This window comes from Verrucomicrobium sp. BvORR106, from assembly GCF_000739655.1.
Classification (GTDB): domain Bacteria; phylum Verrucomicrobiota; class Verrucomicrobiia; order Verrucomicrobiales; family Verrucomicrobiaceae; genus Verrucomicrobium.
Genome location: NZ_BATR01000104.1, coordinates 80,880 through 102,587, shown reverse-complemented (window position 1 = coordinate 102,587; position 21,708 = coordinate 80,880). Strand labels below are relative to the sequence as shown.

The 21,708-nt window shown below is 59.9% G+C and carries 13 protein-coding genes; 8 read left to right on the top strand and 5 right to left on the bottom strand.

The annotated features are described in order from the left end of the window. The first annotated feature begins 11 nt into the window (after positions 1–11). Entirely contained in the window at positions 12–5,111 is a 5,100-nt protein-coding gene (locus tag BV106_RS18660) for a PVC-type heme-binding CxxCH protein (protein WP_038167159.1), read from the top strand. 77 nt (positions 5,112–5,188) lie between these two features. On the opposite strand, the gene BV106_RS18655 is transcribed toward BV106_RS18660, so the two are convergent. From BV106_RS18655 to BV106_RS18645, 3 genes are all read right to left on the bottom strand, one after another. Then, complete coding sequence (locus BV106_RS18655; protein ID WP_051946039.1) at positions 5,189–6,142, bottom strand: amidohydrolase family protein; 954 nt, start codon at positions 6,140–6,142, stop codon at positions 5,189–5,191. A gap of 63 nt (positions 6,143–6,205) precedes the next feature. Further along, positions 6,206–6,829, bottom strand: coding sequence for a hypothetical protein (locus BV106_RS18650; protein WP_038167155.1), 624 nt, complete (start codon positions 6,827–6,829; stop codon positions 6,206–6,208). Positions 6,830–6,942: 113 nt separating this feature from the next. Beyond that, positions 6,943–7,641 carry a DUF1080 domain-containing protein gene (locus tag BV106_RS18645; protein ID WP_038167154.1) on the bottom strand — a complete coding sequence of 233 codons (699 nt, stop codon included), beginning with the start codon at positions 7,639–7,641 and terminating at the stop codon, positions 6,943–6,945. A gap of 254 nt (positions 7,642–7,895) precedes the next feature. Here BV106_RS18645 and BV106_RS18640 point away from each other — a divergent pair, with 254 nt between their 5' ends. Beyond that, positions 7,896–8,210 carry a hypothetical protein gene (locus BV106_RS18640; protein ID WP_038167153.1) on the top strand — a complete coding sequence of 105 codons (315 nt, stop codon included), beginning with the start codon at positions 7,896–7,898 and terminating at the stop codon, positions 8,208–8,210. Between the two features lie 47 nt (positions 8,211–8,257). Here the strand turns inward: BV106_RS18640 and BV106_RS18635 are convergent, their stop codons facing one another. Next, positions 8,258–14,014 carry an autotransporter-associated beta strand repeat-containing protein gene (locus BV106_RS18635; RefSeq protein WP_038167152.1) on the bottom strand — a complete coding sequence of 1,919 codons (5,757 nt, stop codon included), beginning with the start codon at positions 14,012–14,014 and terminating at the stop codon, positions 8,258–8,260. A 151-nt stretch (positions 14,015–14,165) separates the two neighbouring features. Between BV106_RS18635 and BV106_RS18630 the strand changes: the two genes are divergently transcribed. Beyond that, positions 14,166–14,537, top strand: coding sequence for an autorepressor SdpR family transcription factor (locus BV106_RS18630; RefSeq protein WP_038167151.1), 372 nt, complete (start codon positions 14,166–14,168; stop codon positions 14,535–14,537). After that, on the top strand, positions 14,446–15,123 hold the full coding sequence (locus tag BV106_RS35855) for an SdpI family protein (RefSeq protein WP_081891906.1): 678 nt from the start codon (positions 14,446–14,448) through the stop codon (positions 15,121–15,123). The genes BV106_RS18630 and BV106_RS35855 overlap by 92 nt, the downstream gene beginning before the upstream one ends. Before the next feature lie 89 nt (positions 15,124–15,212). Here BV106_RS35855 and polA read toward each other — a convergent pair whose 3' ends face one another. Further along, entirely contained in the window at positions 15,213–18,116 is a 2,904-nt protein-coding gene (polA, locus tag BV106_RS18620; RefSeq protein ID WP_038167150.1) for a DNA polymerase I, read from the bottom strand. Between the two features lie 117 nt (positions 18,117–18,233). On the opposite strand from polA, the gene BV106_RS18615 reads away from it, so the two are divergent. From BV106_RS18615 to BV106_RS18600, 4 genes are all read left to right on the top strand, one after another. Next, complete coding sequence (locus tag BV106_RS18615; RefSeq protein WP_038167149.1) at positions 18,234–18,935, top strand: CDP-alcohol phosphatidyltransferase family protein; 702 nt, start codon at positions 18,234–18,236, stop codon at positions 18,933–18,935. Next, on the top strand, positions 18,935–19,573 hold the full coding sequence (locus tag BV106_RS18610; RefSeq protein WP_081891904.1) for a lysophospholipid acyltransferase family protein: 639 nt from the start codon (positions 18,935–18,937) through the stop codon (positions 19,571–19,573). The genes BV106_RS18615 and BV106_RS18610 overlap by 1 nt, the downstream gene beginning before the upstream one ends. 63 nt (positions 19,574–19,636) lie before the next feature. Further along, positions 19,637–20,602, top strand: coding sequence for a phosphatidate cytidylyltransferase (locus BV106_RS18605; protein WP_051946037.1), 966 nt, complete (start codon positions 19,637–19,639; stop codon positions 20,600–20,602). Positions 20,603–20,677: 75 nt separating this feature from the next. After that, positions 20,678–21,631 carry a hypothetical protein gene (locus BV106_RS18600; RefSeq protein ID WP_038167147.1) on the top strand — a complete coding sequence of 318 codons (954 nt, stop codon included), beginning with the start codon at positions 20,678–20,680 and terminating at the stop codon, positions 21,629–21,631. Positions 21,632–21,708: the final 77 nt, after the last annotated feature.

Genomic DNA, 21,708 nt, shown 5'->3' with positions numbered 1-21,708 from the left:
TTTCCTCTTCCATGAAATCATTTATCCTCCTCACCCTCTGCGCCGTGCTGCCCTGCAGCATGCTCGCCGCGGCGGAAGGCCCATTGCGGGTCTTCATCCGGGCGGGACAGAAGTCCCACGGCCCGGGGGCCCATGACTATCCCCAGTTCTTGAAAGACTGGGTACCGTTACTCAAGGAGCGCGGCATTCAGGCCGATGGCGCATTGGCTTTCCCGACGAAAGAACAGCTCGACAAGACCGATGTGCTGATCCTCCACTCCCAGGAGGCGGGCAACATCAAGATCGGTGAAGAGCGCAAGAACCTCCTGGAATTTCTCAAACGCGGCGGCGGTCTGGTGACCCTGCACGCCGGGGCGGTCTCGCAGGATACCGACTGGTTCAAGAGCATCATCGGTGGCTCCTGGCGCCAGGGCACCACGAAGTGGCTGGAGGGGCCCATGCACCTCTACTTCACGGATCGTGAAAACCCGATCACGAAGGACTGCTCCAACTTCGCGATGGACGATGAGATCTACTATGACATGGAAATCCTGCCGGAGGCCCGCATCCTTGCCGGTGCTTACACGCCCAAGCCGGCCGGGGCCCGCAATGCCCAGGCCGCGAAGCGGGCTGAGGAGATAACGGGTGGCGGAAAAAAGGTCTCCATCTACGACATCCAGCCGCAGATGTGGACCTATGAAACCACGGCACCGGAAGGCAGCACCGCCTACCGCTCCTTCGTGAGTATTCCCGGCCACCTCTACATCAACTTCAACCGTCCCAACTACCGCGCCATCCTGCTGCGCGGCATCGCCTGGGCCGGGAAGAGGCAGAATGCAGATGAGTTCTGCAAGCCCGAGGAACTGGGCGACGGCCTTCGCTACGTGGAAGGCGGCCCCACCCGCCCGGACAAGGCTGCAGCCCTCATCGAGGTGCACCCGGAGTTCGAAATCTCCCTGGTCGCCGCCGAGCCGCTCATCAACAAGGCGATGAACATCGACTGGGATGAGAAGGGCCGCCTCTGGGTCTGCGAGACCCCCGAGTATCCCAATGGTCGCCGCGTGCCCAACACCGACGCCTGGAAAGAATCCGGCTCGATCTCCAAGGAAGGCTATGACCAGCGCGAGCCCCGCGACGTGATCTCCATCCTCTCCGACACCAATGGCGACGGTGTGATGGACAAGAAGAAGATCTTTGCCGACAAGCTCGAGCTCGCCACCAGCTTCTGCTTCTACAAGAAAGGCGTCATCGTCTCTGCCGCACCGGACATCTGGTACTTTGAAGACACCGACGGCGACGATGTCGCCGACAAGCGCACCAAGCTCTATAGCGGTCTCGGCAACGGCGACACCCATGCCGTGATGAACAACCTCCGCTGGGGTCTTGATGGCTGGGTTTATGCGACTCATGGCTATTCCGCCGGCGATGTCACCTCTCTGGGTGCCAAGTCCCCCAAGCCCCCCGTACGCATCGCCTCCGGTGTCGTGCGCTTCAAGCCAGACGGCTCTGAGATCGAGATGTACTCCTCCCGCGGTGGCAACACCTGGGGGCTGGACATCACCTGGGATGGTCAGGTCTTCTGGACCCAGCCCACCAGCGGCACCGTCTTCTTCCACACAGTCCTGCCCGAGTACGTACTCGCCAAGGGCAAGGTTCCTGGAACCAACTCCTGGAAGGGCATGATCACCGGGCAGAAGACCTTCCCGCTCATGAGCTGGCCGGAGCAGGCCTATGTGCAGATTGACCAGGTGGGCTCCTTCACCGCTGCCGCTGGCTGCGCCGTCTATGAAGGCGGGGCTTGGCCGGAGAAGTGGAACTACAGCTACTTCACGACCGAGGCCACGCTCAACATCGTGCACCAGCAGTTCGTGAAGCCCGATGGCGTGAGCTACACCGTGGAGAAGGAAAAGGGTCGCGAAGAAACCGAGTTCATCCGCAGCAAGGACCTCTGGTTCCGCCCCATTGAGAACCGAGTGGGCCCCGATGGCGCCCTCTATCTGGTGGACTTCTACAACCAGGCCGTCATTCACAATGACACCCGCGGCCCGCTCCATGGCCCTGCCAACGCCGCCGTGCGCCCTGACCGCGACCACTACTTCGGCCGCATCTGGAAGGTGCAGCACAAGCAGGCCAAGAAGCTGGACGTTCCCGTGCTCGATGCCAAGGATCTGAAAAGCCTGACGAAAGTCATCGAGACCAGCCCCAATGCGAAGGTGAAGCAGAATGCCTGGCGCTTGATCAGGGAAGGGGAAAACAATGATGTGAAAGCGAAGAGTGGCAGCATCCAGAAAGGCAAGATCGAGAGTGACAGCATCGACTGGATCCTGGCTTCCACGCCTAACTTGCACCGCATGGGCAGCAAAGTACTCAGAGAGTATGAAGATATTCAGGTGTTGGATGACACGGTCACCCCGGCGGATCCTGAAGTTGTCGGAAATCGCGGTATTGAGAAATATCTCTCCGCCCAGGACGACTGGACTCGCTCTGCGATGATTGCGGCCCTTACCGCGCATCCAGTCGCCGCTGTTGCGGATGCGCTCAAGCATCCCCGTGCTGCTGACTTGTCCGGTCTTGTCGGCCCACTCGTCATCACGGCAGTTACAGGAGACGAAGTCAACGTGGTCTTGAATGGTAAGAACGTCGCCATCACTCCCTCTCAAAACGCCGCCCAACTCTTGAGTGCTTGTGCCGACGCTCCCGCGACCTCCGACGCCATCAAGATCGTCGTGCTTCGCTCCATCGGCTCCGCCAGCGACCTCAAGGTCAACCTTACTCCTGAACTGGCTGCCACACTGAAGAAGCTGATCAGCCAGCCAGCCCTCGCCTCCTCCACGCTTCCCCTCGTGGTGAAGTGGGATCAAGCCGGCACCCTGGTCAATGACGTGAAGTCCCTGGTCAGCCAGTTCTCCACCCAACTCGCCGACAAGGCCCAGTCCGTGGAGTCCCGCATCAATGCCGCCAAAGCGTTGATCGGTGTCGGTGGCGAAGGCCGGAAAGCCGTCGTCCCCGTGCTCACGGCCAGCGACAGTCCTGCCCCCCTGCTCTCAGCCATCATTGAGGCATTGGGCAACAGTGGTGATGTGTCCGCCCTGGTGTCCACCTTCAGTTCTCTGCAAGGTGCCGTCCGCACACAGGCCTTCGACCAGATCCTGCAACGTCCGGAAGCCACCCTCGCCTTCCTCGGTTCAGTGAAGGACGGCAAGATTACCGTGACCGACCTCGGTCCCGGCAATGTCGCCCGTCTGCGCACCCACCCGAACAAGGCCGTAGCCAAGCAGGCGGCTGCGCTCATGGACACCCTGAGCCCGCAGACCAAGCAAAAGAACGAAGCCATCGCCGCCCTCACCCCCGAGGTGTTGAAGCCTGGCAACGTGGCCAACGGCAAACTGATGTTCACCGCTGCCTGTGCCATCTGTCACAAGCTGGGCGATGTGGGCACACGTGATGTGGGTCCTCCCCTCACCGGAATGGGTGCCCATGGTCCTGCCGAACTGCTTGTGCATATCGTGGATCCCAACCGTGAGGTGGACCCGAGCTTCTGGCAGTGGAACATCACCACCACCAAGGGCGAAACCCTGGTGGGCGTGATCACCAGTGAAAACGCCGCCAGCGTGACGCTGCGCAGCCAGACAGGTGACGTGGAGATCCCCAAGGCGAACATCGCCAACCGGGAAAACACCCGCCGCTCCCTCATGCCAGAAGGCTTTGAGGCGCTCGGACCGGAAGTCATGCGCGACATCCTCGCCTTCATCTGCGGCGGCAGTGATGCCAAGTTCCGCATTGTGGATCTGGCCAAGGCTTATACCACGGACACCCGTCGCGGCCTCTTCAACAGCGAGGAAGCCACGAAGGACACGGTGTTCCTTTCCAAGTTCGGCAACGTGACCGTGGACGGCATCCCCTTCTACATCATGGATCCTGCCAAGTCCTCCACCGGGATGAACGTGGTCACGCTGAAAGGTGGCGGTGACAAGACCTTTGCCCACACCCTCCCCCAGAAGGTGGAAGCACCGGTGGGCGTGGCGGCGAAGAAGCTCCACCTCTTGAGTGGCATCGCAGGCTGGGGCTTCCCTGCCACCAAAGACGAGCGACCCGCATTGAAGCTGACCGTGACCTTTGCGGACGGCCAGACGGAGGTTCATGAAATGAAGAACGGGGTGGAATTCGCCGACTACAATCGTGAAATCGACGTGCCTAAGTCCGCTTTCGCGGAAGGTGTGGTGTCCCGCGGCCAGCTTCGCCTGATCAGCCTGGACATCGCCAAGGCCTCGGTAATCACGAAGGTCGAGCTGGAAAGCTACAACAACGGGGTCACTCCTGTGATCGTGGCCATCACCGCCGATGTGGAAGGCAAGGCTGGAGCCAAGCTTAATGCCGCCCCGAGCCAGCCTGCCGCGGCCGCGGCACCCGCTCCTGCTCCTGCTCCAGCCAAGAAGCCTGAGGACGAAATGCCTGCCCCCCTCCCCATCCAGTGGGAGGACGGCAAGATCAAAGTCCTCATCGTCGCCGGCGGATCCTCCCACGACTTCAAGAAGTGGTTCGAGGAGTATGACAGCCAGTTCCTCAAGGCCGCAGGCTTCTCCGTGAACTACACGGAGAACAGCCCCCAGGCCACGGCGGAGATCAAGAACGCGGACGTTGTCATCAGCAGCACCAACCGCACGTTCTTTGACACCCCCGCCTGGCGCAAGGCCCTCTTCGACCACGTGGAGGCGGGCAAGGGCGTGATCATGCTCCACCCCGGCACCTGGTATGGCTTCCCTCGCTGGCCAGAAGTGAACGCGAAGATCGTGGGTGGTGGCTCCCGTGGCCACGACAAGATCCACCCGTTCGATGTGAACACGCTGAAGAAGGATCACCCCGTCATGGCGGGCGTGCCTGCCAGCTTCAAGGTGGAGGACGAGCTGTACTACATGAATGCGGAAGCCGTGCCGGAAGGCACTGCACCGATCGAAGTCCTGGCGGAAACTTCCCCCAGCGACAAGTACAAGAAGCCTCACCCCGCGGTGTGGGTCACTCAGAACGACAAGGCCCGCATTGTCGGCATCACCTTGGGACATGATGGCCGCACCCACGAAGTGGATGGCTATCAGAAGATCCTGATCAATGCCGTGAAGTGGACCAAGAAATAACTTCCTAAGCCGCTTTAACCTCCGAGACCCAAAGGCCGTCAGCTCTGCTGGCGGCCTTTTTGCGTTTGAGGGGGCAATCAGGAACGGTCAATCCACTTGTAAACGGCCTTCCCGTTGTCTGCGAAGTACTTCCTCGCGGCCGTCTTGCCCTTGCCCTCGAAGTACTGCCGGACTAAACCCACCACCACGTCAAAGGGTGCCCCGCGATCGCTGACGGGCCAGTTGCTGCCGAAGACCACCCGATCCTCGCCAAAGGCATGCCAGACCATGTCCAGCACTGGGGCATAGTATCCGGCCTCTTTGGGTGCATTTCCCTTTCCTCCGCCCGCACCTTCCACCAGGCCACTTACCTTGCACCAGACTTTGGGGTGTCGGGCGACAGCCTTGATCCCCTCCTTCCACGCACTGCTGGGTTTGGCCGCATCACCGGCCCCACCCACATGATCCACCACGATCCGCAGCTCGGGGACCTTCACGGCAAGTTTGTCCACCGCCATCAGCAGGTCAGGGCCACCGTTGACATCCAGTGAGAGATCCCGTTCCACGAGACGCTTGATGCCCGCGAGAAACTCCGGCTCCTCCACCCCTTTGATCAACCTCGACCCGCCCACGCGAATGCCCCGGAACACTGGATTGGCCGTAAACCGCTTCAACTGGTCCCCAAACTCCGGCGTTCCCGGGTCCAGGTTGCCCACAAACCCTACGATGCATTTCTCCCGCTCCGCGAGTTCGAGGATCCACTGATTGTCCTCCACCCACTTGCTGGCCTCAACGACCACCGTCTTTTGAATGCCCAGAGGATTGGCCAGAGCCTTCCAGTCGGAAGGCATCACTTTGCGATAGAGCGGCGTTCCCGGCTGGGGCCAGGGCACCCCTTCCGGCCGGGTGGGGTCATAGAAATGCGTGTGGGTGTCCACGATTTCCAGGCCCGCAGGCACCTCTTCGCATTTCGCTGAGGATGCCAGTGCAGTTGATGCGGCTCCGATGAGCATCCCCATCGCCTCCCTGCGCCCCATTGTGAGATGATTCATAATGCTTCGAGTTACTGAGCCAGAACTGTTTGGGTGCTGTTCTGCCCATTGCTAGTTTGCCTTTCACTTCAACATATCCAACTCAGCCAACCGTATGATTTGATCCAACAGGTCCAGATCCCGGCGAGTCGCGAAAAAGACGATGAAACCACGTTTTTCGTCGACAAACTTCACCTTCAACTCCACTCCCAAGTCGTTCATTCTCTCGAAGAATACGGCTTGATTCTTCTCGTCAAACTTTAGTACTCGCCACGCCTTCGACTCCAGCGCGTAGATCCTCTCAAAGTAATAGCTACCGCTCGCATCTGCAGGCCTGAACTCGATGACACCTTCGTTCACATCGAACATGTATCCATTCAATGTGGCAATCGCTGCAAGAAGCTCACCGAGCGAAGGGGCGTCGTAAGAAATTTTTTCTGCCGGGCGTTTCCCAAAATCCAGTTGATTCATTCTGACCATAGGGCTTCCAGGAATTACTTTCACCGGCAGACCAGTCACCCACGGAAACTGCTCCTTCACTTTGGCTTCAACTTTGGAGATGCACTCGTGAAGTTGACCCGATACGAATTCGATTTCCGTATGGCGCAGTCGTAGTTGCAACAAGGATTCGGCGGAATAGTCCACCGCGAGAACACCACTGTCTACCAGACAGATCGCCGACAACACAGCGGCAACGTATACTTTCATTCCGTGTTTCATGTTCGTCGCAGCATAATCAAAACAAAAAGGGGGACGAGGTTTTTCGCCGCAGGTCAAACACCCAGGTCGAAACCTCATCCCCCAAAGATCCAGCGAACCGGTTAAAGCTCGCGGATCTTCACATTCTTCCAGCGCACGCTGAACGGCCCGGTGCCCTTCTTGATGCCATGGACCTGGAAGCCAATGTGGCCTTCGGGGTCATTGGCCTGCTTGAAGTCGGCCGCCTTCACGCCGTTCACAAAGCTCTGATAGTGGTCACCCTTCACCACGATGCGGTACTGGTTCCACTCGCCCTTCCTGAAAGCTGCCTTGGCCGCCTCGGTGCGCACGGCTTCCTTGGTCTGGGTCAGTTCGCTCCACCAGGTGCCGCGGCGGGCTTCGTCATAAAAGTCACCGGCGGTGCCGTTGACGGCGATCTCACACTGCGGGCCGTAGAGGCGGCCTGCCGGGAGCGGCTTCTTGGCCCCTTCAGGAGCTGGATCACCATCCTTGGCCAGATGGCTGCGCACCTGCACGCCGGAATTGAGGGCGTCGTCCACCTTCACTTCGAACTCCAGCTCGAAGTCCTTGAAGCTCGGGCTCATCAGGAAGGAGTTGGGGCTGCCCTCTGTCGTCGTCCCCACCAGCACGCCGTCTTCGATCTTGTAGCTTGCGGTCCCGCTCACGATGGTGAAGCCATCCAGCTTGCCGTCTGCGAACCATTGTTTCCATGGTTTGCCTTCATCGGCAGCCGGTTTTTTGTCTTCAGCTTGGGCCGTCATGAGGGCGGCCAGAAAGAGGGCGGGAAGCAGTTTCTTCATGTGTGTATTGGGATCCTAGTGAACCATCGCCTCTCCGTACCCGGAAAGACGGGGCCAAGTGAAACGCTCCGCCCCCGCCGTGATCTTTCGTCAAATGCAGCGTTGAAGCGGTCAGTCCATGCGGCTGCACCTTAGCGAACGCTCGCGGAGAGATTCGCGGCTGTGTTCCGTGAGAATGTAGTCAGGGCACCTATTTGACCACCACAGGTCTTGCCACTTGGAGATCCCATGAAGTAAAATCCGTCAACCTCACCATGTCAGATCGCGAATCCCGCCCCCCCACCAGTTCTGGCATGGGCTGCACCGTCTGGTTCGGAGCTGTCGTGGCCTATCCCTTGATAGCGATGGTGCTCGTCGACAAGTTCATGCCGTCTGGCCCCATCGTCCTCTTGGCCATTCCGATCGGCTTGATCCTGATCCTTGTCGCCAGCACCGTGTTCGCGCGCGCCGTTCAGGTCGATCCAGACAAATCCCCTGTGGGACTTGCGCTTGGCCTGTTCTTGGGCGGGATTTTCCTAAGTGCCGCAGTCTTCTTCTTCGGCTGCTCAATGGCTTTCAAGGGAATCTAACCAGCAGGGGCGGCGAGTGCCCCGCCCCTGTTCGGCTTGCCCTGTTCTCACCGCTTCTTTCGACGACGGAGAACCATCGTGCTCATTCCCGCCACCAGAAGAAGCATCCGTGAGGGTTCTGGCGTCACCACCAGAGTGCCGTGATTCAGGAACAAGGATGTGTCCCAGGTCAGGCCAGCACTCAAAGTGGGCAGATCCAGCATCAGCCCCAGCCCCGTGCCATCATCGTAGCGATTCGGAACCGTGAAGCCGTTGTTGATGATGCTTGACCAGTCGATGAGGTTGAACACATCGCCGAACGCCCCGGTGTAGCCAGAAGTGGTCTGCACGGTGATGCCGCCATTGGCATTCAGCGTGATCGCCCCCTGCACGTCGATGAAATCGTGGTTGCCGCCGCTGTCCTCCAAGTAGCTGGCATAAGCGGTGGGGATGGAGTCCACCCACTCCCCGACTGTGGCAAAGGAGCTGAACGAGGAGGCGATGTTGCGAGTGGTGCCTCCCACCTGCAGAATTGCCCGATCCACACGGCTCGCATCGCCTGCGAGATTCAGACCTCCCAGAACCGTGAGAGTGCCTGTAGCGTCTCCAACGGTGCTCGCTGAGGCGGCACTGTTTACCACGCTGGACGCCCCAGGCCGCAGCACGCCCACCCGGGAGGTTCCCCCCACGCCCGTTCCGACAGTGAATGTACCTCCTGTGGCATCGATCACGCCCGTGCCTGAAATGACCGCATCCGTGGTGTAGCTCGGGGCCGTGCGATTCTTCACGTCGAATGCTGCGCCCGAATCCAGATTGACCCAGGCCACATCATCCATCGTCGCAGTGGAGCGCAGTGAAACGCGACCCGCGGCAATGCGCAGGTTGCCCGAGTTCAGGTTGATCCCGTTCAAAATGAGCTCCCCCAGACCGGCCTTGGTGAACGAGCCGGTCCCGGCAAACTCTGCCGCAGACTCAAACGTGGACTGCTGGTTCTCGCCTACTGAGAATGTACGCAGTCCCACATCCGTCGCAGAGCCGCCGCCATTGAGCGTGATGGTGACATTTTGATTGAGTTGATCCCGCCCTTGTAGGTTCTCAATGGTGCCCGCCTCCCAGTAATAGGTCCCAACCCCTGTGCCCTGGCTCATTTCCCCGAACCGGAAGGTCGATGCCCCCCGTTGCGTGATCGTTCCCTTGGTGTTGGCCGGGGTGGTGGCCCCGGTGCCCGCCTGCGAGTAGTCGTGATCCGCCATGCGAATGCTGGTGGCTTCGATGGTGCCAATGCCGAAGGTCAGGCTGCCTTGCCCGTAGCCGTTCGCACCGTTGGCACTGCCAATTCGCCCGAGCACGAGCAGATTCAGCTTCATGTTGACCGATGAGGCCCCAGTCAGATCCAGGGATGAGATGTTGGGTGTTCCCGTCCCCACCATGTCGTTGTCGCCAATGAAAAGATTGGCACCGGTTTCCCCACCCGCCTGTCCTCTCACCGTCAGGCTTCCTCCGCCACCAATCGATACCGTGGCCTTGGACCGCTCACCTCCGATCACCCAGGAATCCACGTTGATGGCGGTGGAGCCTGTTCCCAAGTTCACCGTCGAGGCGGTATTTGTATTGACCACCGCAGTAGGAGCGAAGCCGATGATGAAAGTACCCGCGGTGATGGTGTTGGATGTGTTGGACAGCACAAGCCCCCCTGTAGCCGTATAGGAGTTGGTAGTAGGCACCGTTCCTTGGTAGGCCCCAATCAGAATCCGGCTCACATTGATGTTCACCGAGCTGGCGGCCGAAAAATTCGCATCCCCTCGGGTGCTGCTCGTTGTATCGACGCCTCCCAATGCAGAGGCGTCACGGTAGCCGATGAGAAGGAAATCGTCACTGCTTCCATCACCGATGTTCACTGCTCCACCGTTCACGGTCAACTGCCCCGTCATGCCTTGGGCCGTGCCGTACACCCCGCCCACAATCAGCGACTGCACATTCAGGCCACTCTCAACGATGGAGGAGACCGTCCCGCTGCTCGCCACCAGGTAGAGAGCCTCCGTCGTGTTCGCAGCAATGGTCTGAAAGTTCATCGCCCCCTGGGCCACCACCGTCGCGCCCTTATAGGTGGGGGCCGCAGAAAGCGAGAGGGTGCCAGCACCAATCTTGGTCAGTCCTCCGTAGCCGTTGTTTCCAATTGCCCCACTCAAACTTACATTGTTAGCCCCTACGTCGAACACATTGCCCACATTCAGGATGTTGCCCCCACCGGCTGGGGTGAGGAAAACGGAAGTCCCCAGCAACTCCACCGAACGACCGCTGCTGATATCAGCATTGTTTCCCGCCCCCCAGCGCAGCGTTCCTCCCGCCATGACAACGCCGCCGCTGCCAAGGCTGCCCGCCGCCCCAAACTCCAGCACTCCCTGGTTGATGGTGGTGGGGCCCGAGTAAGTGTTGTTTGTGTGGCTCAGCACCAGGGTGCCATTCCCTGCTTTAGTAATCCCAGTTGCGGCTGTTCCCTGGTTCGCAATCTGGGAAGCAATCGTGAGCGTCGCCCCAGCCGGGTTTGTCGCATGCGTGCTGGTGGTGAAGACGACCAGTTCATCCGCCACAGCGTCTGCAGTGCCCGCCAGAATTTGATCGAATCCGCTGATCGTGACGTCATTGTCGGTGGCACCTGCCGTGAACAACAGTGCGCCGCTCGTCAGGGTCAGGACATTGGTGCCTCCACCTGCCCCCGTCACACTGAAGCCAGCGGCGCTACCATCCAATCTCAAGGCATTGACTGTCGCCGTACCCGCTGCAGCCACGGCGCTGTTGAGCGATACGTTGTCGCCCGCCACTGCCCCCGCATAGGTGATCACGTATTCGGTGCCAACATCCAGTGCTCTTAGGCCATTCGTATCCCGCGTGACGAAGGTGTTTCCAGCGCCAGTGGCCGAGCTGTCCGAGATGATGAACGGCAGAATCTTGCGTTTCGTACCACTGTTGCTCACATCCCCAATCAAGAAGCTGTCCAGCTTGGTGTAGCTACCAAAGGTCACCCGTGTGGCGGTTGTGGTGGCACTCGCGGTCCCTCCCAAGTTGGCCCCACGTACCAAGAGGGTGGCCCCGTTGTTCCGCACAAAGTTGCTCGTCGTCGTACTGCCAAACGCGAAGGTCGTCAGCACTGCATTGTTCGTTGCGCTCGCCGTCAGAGAATGGCTCAAAGTAAAGGTGTTCGCCCCACCTTGGAGTTCCAGGATGTTCACCGTCTCCGTCCGCGTGGCATTCTGGTTGCCCGTGATGCGGTAGCCGTCGCCGGCCGTCCCTTCCAGTACCAGCGTCGCATTGTTGTTCAGCTTGTTGACTTGAGTGGCTTGGTTCTGCTCCACCCGAAGCTGCCCACCCCGGAGCCGGATGGTGTTGATGTTGATGAATCCTTCACTGCCGCTGGTAAGATCCAACAATCCTCCCAATACCCGCAGCTCTCCCGTCATCGTGTGGTTGCCATTTGTGGAGAGCGTCAAAGTACCGCTGCCCCGTTTGACCAGTGTGCCACTGCCGCTGATGCGGGAGTGGAACGTGCTGGTCGCCGATTGATTCACAATCAAGGTGCCCCCGGTGCCGAGAGACAGCTCACCACGCCCCAGTTCGGCATAGGTGTCATCCGTGGCCGCCCCGCCCTGGAGTGACCCCACGATTTCCGTAGAGCCGTTCAGGTTCATAGAGGCTCCCAGGGACGTCATTTGCCCGCTGGCCGCCATCACCAGTGCGGCGTAGTCGTTGAAAGCATTGCCCCCACTCACCCGCACGTTGCCCTGAATGTTGGTGATGCCGTTGTAGTAGTTGTTTCCGGCAATCTCAATCAGGCCAGTTCCGGCCAGCGTCAGGTTGAGCGTGGCCGACTGCGTGGTGTTGCTGGCGCCGATATGCGAGGTCACCGAAAGGGTGCCCGTAGAATAGTTGGTGAGCACCAGCTCAGCGTTGGCTCCTTGGGTGGCATTGCGTACCAGCAGCTGACCTCCCGAGATCGTCGTGGCATTGGCCCCCACATCGTCGCTCACGAGCACCCCGGCAGATCCCAACATGAGCGCTGCCGCCGCATTGTTGATGACGAGGTTGTTGGCGACGGGAGCGTCGAAGACCAATGAGGCCACCTCTGCTGTCCGCAATGTGCCCGTCAGAGCCGCGTCCACCACCACATGATCCAGGGCGACCCAAGCCGACTGATTGCTCTGCACTGTGCCCGCGTGGGCCACGATTTCATTGCTGCCGTTCTTCGTCGCCCAGCGATCTCCTCCCACCGTTGCCCACGCACCGAGAATGCCACGGGCGTCATTCCCCAATCCACCGACGGACACCACTTTGTTCAGACTGGCACTTCCCAGCTCAAAGTTCACCACTCCAGAGCCGCTGGACGAGCTGGGGGCGGCCCGAGTGATGCCTGCCGCCATTGTCAGCGTGACACCATTTACGCCATTCTCCACCAGCTTGATTCCGTTGGTTCCTGAACCGAGCGTCAGGGAACCGATAGTCTCCGCCGAGGAGGCGGATCCATTCGCGAGCAGTTCCAGATTCCCGCCGCTCATCGACACGACCGCAGCATCTGCCAACCGGCTGTTGCTGTTGTTCACGCTGTAGTCCAGCACCAGTTTGCCACGTGCGATCGAGGTGGTGCCGGTGTAGCTGTTCACCCCTTGCATCACCATGGTGCCGATCGACCGCTTGTTGAGGCTGCGTGCCGTACCGTCACCGTTGGCAATCCCCACCTTGACCAGCAGATCGATGTCCGACGCCGTTTCATTGACGATGAAATCGCGAGTTGCGTTGAGGAAGAGGTTGGCGGCAAAGGCTCCCCCCGTGGATTGAATCACCGCTCCATCGCTGGTGGGATGCACATAGAGCGTGGAAATGCGGTAGTTCACATCCGCCACCGTGTTGTCGAGTTCGAAGGTGCCAAATCCATTTGAGCCCGCCCCACCTGAGGCGTTGCCAAAGATCAGTTGATGATTGGCGGTGTTTGAGGCTTTGACCACCACCTTGCCATCGAGGATGCGCAGGTTGCCAGTAAAGGTATTCGCTGCTGCGAAGGTCAGGGTGCCAGCTCCATCCTTGTGATAGTTCGCCCCCGACACCACCCCATTCACCGTCGCCGCCGCTCCCGATTGCACAGTAAAGGTCTGGGTGTTCGTCGTGCTCACCGCCCCCAAATTGACTGCCCCGCTGGTGTTGGAGATCGTGAGAGTCCGGTTGGTCGTGGCCGTGATCGGACCCGTCACATTGATCCCCGTGTCACCCGCCAGGGTCAGGTTGGCGCTCAATGTCACGTTGCCCGCCACCGTCAGCATCTTGTTGCTCCCCGCATTGTTCGTCCAGGACTGAGTGCTCCCCACCGTCACTCCCGAATTGATGGTATGGCTCCCGCTGCCAGCTTGCACGGAGATCCCTGCCGTGCCCAACGTCACGACGAAGTCGTTCAACGTACCGAGAGTGATGTTGCCCGACGCGTTGCTATTAAAGAGCATCCCCTGGAGCGCCAGCGACTGCCCGAGCGTGCTGATGGCGTTCGTCACCGTCCCCTGGGCGTTGAAGGTGGCGATGTCTGATGCCCCAGGGAGGGCCGACGCCGCCGTGGTCTGCGTCACATTCGTGTACCAGTTTCCCAGCGTCTGGAAGTTTCCGTCACTCGTGCCACCCCAGTAGATGTTCGCCGCAGGAAGTTCCGCGCTCGTGGCCAACAGGATGATTGCCGCACAGAACCCCTTCCACCAACCGGCGTATCTGCCCGGGCCCTGGAGTGAATTTGCCTGCGAACCGATGGGTCGGTTGCACCGGGCATGGGAGTCAGAAGTGGTTGTTACCATGTATGTACGAACTAAAATCTTGGACCTTAACGTGCGAGCTGATGGGGCTGTTGAACAAAAGGCAGAATATTTTGCCCGTTGGACAAAATATTTTTGGCCGCCTTGACAAGGCCAATCATTTCGATGATTGTCGAAATATCGAATCAATCCTGTGACGACTCTTTTTCAGGCACTGAATGATGACACCCGGCGGGCCATTTTGGATCTGCTGCGGGGTGGAGACCTGTCTGCCGGAGCCATCGCAGAGCATTTTAAGCTGGGGCGCCCCACCGTCTCCCACCACTTGGATCTGCTGAAACGGGCAGGCCTCGTGACCTCGGAAAAGCAGGGGCAGTTTGTCATCTATTCCCTCGCCACCAGCGTGGTGGAAGACGCCATCCGCTGGCTGCTCAGCCTCACGGCAGCCAAGCCTGCCGAGCTCCCCGAATCCCATGAAAAAGCAACTGATCAAACATTGGCCCGAGATCGTGGTGCTCGCCGCCCCTCTGGTGTATCTCGCCGTCGTCTGGCCACAGATCCCTGACCGGGTGCCCGTTCACTTCAACATCCATTTCCGGCCAGATGGTTTCATGAACCGCTTTCCGGGCGTGCTCCTGCTGCCGATCACCTCTATTCTGGTCACCGTGGCCACTCTCATTTGGTTCCGGTTTGATCCCAAAATGGCGAAGTACGAACCGGATACCCGCGACCAGGTGCGCAACGTTTTGCGTAAATCGATGCTGGCCGTGTGCATCCTTCTCGGCTCATGCACCGTGGGCATCGTTTATGCCTCATGGGGCAACCTGGAGGTCATCAAGGGCACCATCTTCTACGGCGTGCCTCTGCTCTTCCTGTTTCTGGGAAACTACTTCGGCAAACTGCGCCCCAACTACACCATCGGCATCCGCTGCCCCTGGACCTTGGAGTCTCCTGAGGTTTGGAACCGTACCCATCGCTTCGCCGGACGCATCCTCATGGGCATCAGCCTGCTCTTGATCGTCCTCAAACTCTCCGGCCTTGGCGCCGTCCCCTACTTCTGGACGCTGCTGGCTCTCTTGCTCGGCTGGTCCGCCCTGGCCCTTGGCTACGCCTTCCATACCTCACGAAAACTACAGTCGAAGGCGTTGTGAAAAAGGGGGCTGAAAACTTCAAAGTTCAAAACTCAAACTTCAAGTCTCAGCCCCACAACCCTTCACTCTTAACTCCTAACCCACCGCCCTCAATGCGCCTCCAGCCAGGTCTTGCCAGTCCCGGCCTCCACCAGAACGGGGACCTTGAGCGGCAGAGCCTCCCGCATCCCCTGCTCGATGACGGGCTTCACCTTCTCCACTTCATCCGCTGGCACTTCAAAGAGAAGTTCGTCGTGCACCTGGAGAAGCATGCGGGTCTTGAACCCGCCCTCTTTGAGTGAGCGGGCCACGTTCACCATGGCCAGTTTGATCATGTCCGCGGCGGTGCCCTGGATCGGCGCATTCATCGCCACGCGCTCCGTGGCGCTGCGCACCGACATGTTGGAGGAGTTGATGTCCCGCAGATAGCGGCGGCGGCCTACGACGGTCTCCACATAGCCAAGCGTCCGCGCCTGGGTGACGATGTCCTCCATATAGCGCTTCACGCCGGGATACTGCTTGAAGTAGTTCTCAATGATCTGCGCGGCTTCCGTACGTGAAGTATTGCCCAGCCGCTGGCTCAGCCCGAAGGCGCTGATGCCATAGATGATGCCGAAGTTCACCATCTTGGCCGTGCGCCGCATTTCTGGCAACACCTCGTCCAATGCCACCCCATACACCTTGGCCGCGGTGGCCTGGTGAATGTCATGTCCTTCCTGGAAGGCCTCGATCATGGCCGGATCAGCACTCAGTTCCGCCATCACCCGCAGCTCGATCTGGGAGTAGTCAGCACTCATGAGCACCCAGCCTTCCTTCTCGGGAACGAAAGCCTTGCGGATCTCCCGGCCTTGGTCCGTCCGGATGGGGATGTTCTGCAGGTTGGGATCCGTCGAGGCCATGCGCCCTGTCGCCGCCATCAGTTGATGGAAGGTGGTATGCACGCGGTGCGTGAGAGGATTCACTGCCGCGGGAAGCGCATCCACGTAGGTGCTCTTGAGTTTGGTGCACTCGCGATAGGCGAGGATGTCATCGATGATGGGATGCTTCCCCTGAAGCGTCAGCAGCGTCTGCTCATTGGTCTGGTACTGACCGGTGGCCGTCTTCTTCGGCTTCTCCATCAGCTTCAGATGGTCGAACAGCACCTCCCCAAGCTGTTTGGGCGAGTTGAGGTTGAACGGCCAGTCCACGTATCCCTGAATGCGCTCCTTCAGCACATTGGCCTGATTGAGCAGTTCCAGCCCAAACTCCTCCAGAGTGGGCACATCCACCTTCACCCCCTCGTGCTCCATGTGCGCCAGCACCGGCAGCAGCGGGGCCTCAATCTCGAAAAACACCTTATTCAAGCCAAGCCGCTCCAGTTCAGGGCGCAACTTCTGAGAGAGTTGCAGCGTCACGTCAGCGTCTTCCGCAGCATACTCGGCAAGAGGCTCCAGCGGCACCTCCGCCATGCTCTTCTGGGGCGTCGCCCCTTTCTTCTCACCGATAAGCGACGTGATGGACACCGGGCTGTAGCCCAGATAGCGTTCGCTCAGGTAGTCCATGCCATGGCGCTGATCCGGCTCCACCAGGGCATGCGCCAGCATGGTGTCAAAGAATGGCCCCTGCACCTCAACTCCGTGGGCCAGGAACACGCGGAGGTCGAACTTCAGGTTGTGACCGATCTTCTCCGCCGTCGAAGCAGCAAAGAACGACTTCACCTCCTTCAGCACCGCCAGATGCTCATCCCGGTCCTCTGGAATATGGAAATAACATCCTTCATGAGGGGCGATGCTGAAGGCAATGCCGAGCATGCGGGCGGAGAGCGGGTCCAGCCCGTCCGTCTCGGTGTCAAAGCAGAAGGCCTCCACCTCGCTGAGCTTTTGGAACCATGCTGAACGCTCCTCTGCGGTTTTCACCAGATCATAGCGATGCGGCACGTCCTGAATGGTCTTCAGCCCAGGAAGATGCACAGGCTCTGCAGCCATGTCCTCAGCGGAACCTTCGTCTCCAGCCGTGGCCACCGGGATGGTTTCCGTCCCCGCCCCGAACAGATCCCCCTGCAGGTCCGTCCCTTTGGACTTCTTGCTGGTGGGAGTCGTAGCTGCCGGGGTCGCGGCCCCGAGCTGTCGCCCTCTGCCAGCTTTGAAGTCATCTCCGTACAGCCGACGCCCCAGCGCATTGAACTCATACTCCACCAGGATGGACTTGAGCGCGTCGTCATCAAATCCCTGCACTGCCAGATCATCGAGCTGCACCGAGATCGGAGCATCGATCATGATCGTGGCCAGTTGCTTGGACAGGGCCGCCATCTCCGCTCCGGCTTTTACCTTGTCCTTGAGCTTGCCCTCAACCTCGTCCGACCGGGCCAGCAGAGCCTCCACACTGCCGAACTGCTGAATGAGCTTGGCAGCCGTCTTTTCCCCCACCCCAGCAATACCCGGGATGTTGTCGCTGGCATCCCCCATCAACCCCAGCAGATCGATGACTTGCTCCGGCTTGCTCACACCCCAGCGTTCACAGACTTCCTTCACCCCCAGGATCTCGGTGTCAGAGCCCTGCCGCCCCGGCTTGTAGATCAACGTGTTCTCCGTCACCAGCTGGCCAAAGTCTTTGTCCGGAGTGACCATGTAGGTCTCAAATCCTCCCCGCGCCTCTGCATGGTGGGCCAGGGTGCCGATGATGTCGTCCGCCTCCCAGCCATCCACTTCCAGCACCGGAATGCGCATCGCCTTCAGCAGACGTTTGGCCGCCGGGATCGCCAGACTCAGATCCTCCGGCATCTCGTCTCGCTGCGCCTTGTATGCGGGAAACATCGTGTGGCGGGGCGTGGGTGCGCTGGTGTCGAATGCCGCCCCCAAGTGGGTCGGCTTCTGATTCTGCAGAATGTCCAGCAGCGCATTCGCATAGCCAAACAGAGCGGAGGAGTTCACCCCATCGCTGGTGAAAATCGGCTTCCTGATCAGGGCAAAATGGGCGCGATACAGCAGGGCCATGCTGTCCAAGAGGAAAAGGCGCTGGGGCTGAGACTGGGGCATCCGCGCAGCATAGGCAGGATGCGCGTTCTGAGAAGCAGGAAGTCACACCCATTGGCTGCCAGTTGCCTGCTTCAACAAATCGCATTGCACGACCACCGAATCCGCCAACAGTGCACCATGCAAGAAGAGACCCCCGCAGGCATGGGAGCACGGCGCTATTTGAAATCCCGTGAAAAACCATGGGCGCAACGTCTGGCCGTGAAAGTGGACGCGTGGGGCCTCACGCCGAATGCCATCTCTGTGCTCAGTGTGGCCTTTGCTCTCGTCAGCGTCGTCTGCCTCATGACCGCCAGCGAGGCCTGCTGCCCTACAGCCGCCACACTGCTCTGGATCGGTGCCGCCGTGGGCATTCAGATGCGTCTGCTCTGCAATCTCCTGGACGGCATGGTGGCGATCGAAGGGGGCAAAAAGAGCGTGGTGGGAGGCCTCTACAACGAGGTGCCTGACCGCATTGCCGATCCTCTGATCCTCATGGCCGCCGGCTACAGCAGCGACTGGATCATCAAGCTCTGGGGCATGCCCTTGGGCTGGGTCGCCGCCGTCTTGGCGGTGATGACCGCCTACATTCGCGTGCTGGGTGGCACCCTCACGGGCAACCAATCCTTCGCTGGCCCCATGGCCAAGCAGCACCGCATGGCGGTGATCACCTTCGCTTGTCTGGGCAGCATCGTGGAGCTCTGGGTGCGTCCCGATGGCAAGGCGGACATCGTCATGACCGTCGCCCTGGCCCTCATCGTGGTGGGCTGTGTTTTCACCTGCTGGAGGAGGCTGTGTATTATTTCGCGGGATCTTTACAAGAATACTCCAACGAACCCGTGATGCCCATGTTGAGACCCGCCTCAATCTTCCTGACCAAGCTGATCACCGGCGCGAACGCCGTGTGGGCAGGCTGCGACCCCAAGTGCGAAAAACTGCGCATCTACTTTGCCAATCACGGGAGTCACCTGGACTTTGCCACCCTCTGGGCCGCCCTGCCCTCCGCGGCCCGGGAACGCACCCGCCCCGTTGCCGCCCGCGACTATTGGGGGCGAACCGCCCTCACCCGCGGGGTTGCCTGCGGCATTTTTAACTCTCTCCTCATCGCCCGGGAGGCCATTTCCCGGACGGAAAACCCGATCTCCCAGATGGCGGATGCCTTGCGCGCAGGGCAGTCACTCATCATTTTCCCGGAAGGGACCCGCTGCATGGATGGGAACATCACCGACTTCAAACCCGGCCTCTACCACCTGGCAAACAAGGTGCCGGAAGCGGAGTTGATCCCCGTGTACCTGCAGAATCTCAATCGCATCCTCCCCAAGGGCCACCTCCTCCCCATCCCTCTGATCAGCACCGTGGTATTTGGAGCCCCGCTCCGCCTGGAGGAGGGTGAAAAGAAACCCGACTTCCTCCGTCGCACTCGCGAGGCCGTGCTGAATCTCATGCCTCACGCGCATGGGGGCAGCCTCAAGCCCGGCTGACGTCTCACCTAACGAAATCCCGCCCCATCCGTTTCGAACCCAGCGCCTTCCCTACCCCTCCCCGTGCCCATCCTCAGTTCCATCAACTTCAGCTCCGACGTCACCCGGAATCTCTTCATCGCGGTGTTTGGGGTGCTCTTTCTGGCCAGCGCCATCAGTTACATTCTGGGGCGCAAGGTTCAGAGTGAGGGGGGCAAAGCGACCGTCGCCAACCTGAAAGCCCGCGTGAACAGCTGGTGGGTCATGGTGATCGTCCTGTTCTCCGCTCTGTCCTTCAATCGGGCTGGCTCCACCATCATTTTTGGCCTGATCTCGTTCTTGGCGCTGCGCGAGTTCATCACCGCCACCCCCACGCGCAGGGGGGACCACTGGGCCCTGTTTGCCGCATTCTTCGTCATCCTCCCCTATCAGTACTGGCTGGTCGCCACCCATTGGTACGGGATGTTTGCCATCATGATTCCTGTTTATGCATTCATCCTGATCCCGATCCTCACGGTGCTGACACCGGATGTGACGGAGTTCCTGGAGCGAAATGCGCGTACGCAATGGGGCCTGATGGTCTGTGTGTACTTCATCAGCCACATCCCCATGCTGGAGAATCTGGACAACCTGCCCGCCATCAAGATGGGGAGCGCCGGCCTGATCATCTTCCTCGTCGCCGTAATCCAGGGGAGTGACGTCCTTCAGTACGTATGGGGCAAACTGATTGGCAAGACCCCGGTGTCCGCTCTCAGCCCCAAAAAGACCCTTGAAGGGCTCGTGGGCGGCATCCTCTCCGCCAGTTTGCTGGGGGCCCTCATGCATCGCCTGACCCCGTTTTCCCCGCTTCAGGCCTTCGGGGTGTCCCTTTTGCTCTGCCTCGTGGCTTTCTTTGGTGGCCTGGTGATGTCCGCCATCAAGCGCGAACGTGGTATCAAAGACTGGGGCACCCTCATCGAGGGACATGGCGGCATGATGGACCGGATCGACTCCCTCTGCTTTTCCGCCCCGCTGTACTACCATATCCTCCGCTATTTTTTCAACGGCTGAATATTGAAAACCTCCCAGCTGGCCGTACCTTTTCCCTCCCCCAACACCCGCTCAGTGCGCTGATATATCCCACCCATGAAAGCCCTTGGCATTCTAATCCTACTCCTCGGCGTCGGCTTTGTCGGCTTCCAGTATGCCTATCCGCCCGTGGCGGACTACTTTGGTCTGGAGAAGCCCAAACCGCAGACCGTGGAGGTCAAGCAACCGGAACTGGTGGCGGTGGAACCACCCAAGCCAACGAAGGTTGAACCCAAGCCTGAGCCGCCCAAACCGGAGCCGCCCAAGCCCGAACCCATGCCCACACCGCCCCCGATGACGGCTGGCTTGGGTGCTGAAGTGAAGAAGCCCGATGCTGACGGCTTCCTCCCTCCTGACTTCCCGCCGATCGAACAAGTGGTGAAAAACTGGGCTGAGATTCCCAAGTCCGCCTTCCCACGTCCGATCAAGCTCATGAAGAACGTGGAGTTCATGGCGGAGATCAATGGCAACAAGTTCGGCTCGAAAATGACCGCTGGCGGCATCGCCACCGCCATTGGCCAACTCGGTGAAAACCTCACCGTCTCCCCCACGCCGACCTCCCCTGCCCGCGCCACGGTGTCTCTGGATGACACGGACCTCAAGGCCGTGCTGACTGATGTGTATGAGCGCTGGAAGGTGGATCGCACCGCCATGCTGAAGCGCCAGTTCCTCTTCGCCCAGAACTCCGCCAACAACGCCAAGGCGACCGCAGCCTCCACGCCGGCCGTCGCCAGCCGTGGTGACAAGCCCGCGAAGAATGCCGAAGGCACTTACGACATCCTGCTCGCCAGCATGAAAGCCGGTCAGGTGACGGAAATCACCCCTACCAACATCAAGAAGTGGGGTGATGCCGCTCTCGAGAAGATCGACGAGAAGGAGTACTGGACCATCATCGTGGACTACACCACCAAGACGATGTTCGGTGACTTCGACACCCAAGCCCAAGCCCGCGTCTTCGGCGGCAAGGTTGAGAAGTGGATCTATACGGGTTCCGGCGAAGTGGTTCCCTAAGCCACCTCAACAGCGATGCTCTTTTGGGCGTCTCGCGTGAAAGCGCGAGACGCCTTTTTTGTGCATGTACCAAAACG

Excerpts from the sequence above, each read along its gene's own strand:
- BV106_RS18635 (WP_038167152.1), bottom strand. The coding sequence starts at position 14,014 with ATGGTAACAACCACTTCTGACTCCCATGCCCGGTGCAACCGACCCATC.
- BV106_RS18600 (WP_038167147.1), top strand. The coding sequence starts at position 20,678 with ATGAAAGCCCTTGGCATTCTAATCCTACTCCTCGGCGTCGGCTTTGTC.
- polA (WP_038167150.1), bottom strand. The coding sequence starts at position 18,116 with ATGCCCCAGTCTCAGCCCCAGCGCCTTTTCCTCTTGGACAGCATGGCC.
- BV106_RS18640 (WP_038167153.1), top strand. The coding sequence starts at position 7,896 with ATGTCAGATCGCGAATCCCGCCCCCCCACCAGTTCTGGCATGGGCTGC.
- BV106_RS18610 (WP_081891904.1), top strand. The coding sequence starts at position 18,935 with ATGCCCATGTTGAGACCCGCCTCAATCTTCCTGACCAAGCTGATCACC.
- BV106_RS18615 (WP_038167149.1), top strand. The coding sequence starts at position 18,234 with ATGCAAGAAGAGACCCCCGCAGGCATGGGAGCACGGCGCTATTTGAAA.
- BV106_RS18650 (WP_038167155.1), bottom strand. The coding sequence starts at position 6,829 with ATGAAAGTATACGTTGCCGCTGTGTTGTCGGCGATCTGTCTGGTAGAC.
- BV106_RS35855 (WP_081891906.1), top strand. The coding sequence starts at position 14,446 with ATGAAAAAGCAACTGATCAAACATTGGCCCGAGATCGTGGTGCTCGCC.
- BV106_RS18660 (WP_038167159.1), top strand. The coding sequence starts at position 12 with ATGAAATCATTTATCCTCCTCACCCTCTGCGCCGTGCTGCCCTGCAGC.
- BV106_RS18655 (WP_051946039.1), bottom strand. The coding sequence starts at position 6,142 with ATGAATCATCTCACAATGGGGCGCAGGGAGGCGATGGGGATGCTCATC.
- BV106_RS18645 (WP_038167154.1), bottom strand. The coding sequence starts at position 7,641 with ATGAAGAAACTGCTTCCCGCCCTCTTTCTGGCCGCCCTCATGACGGCC.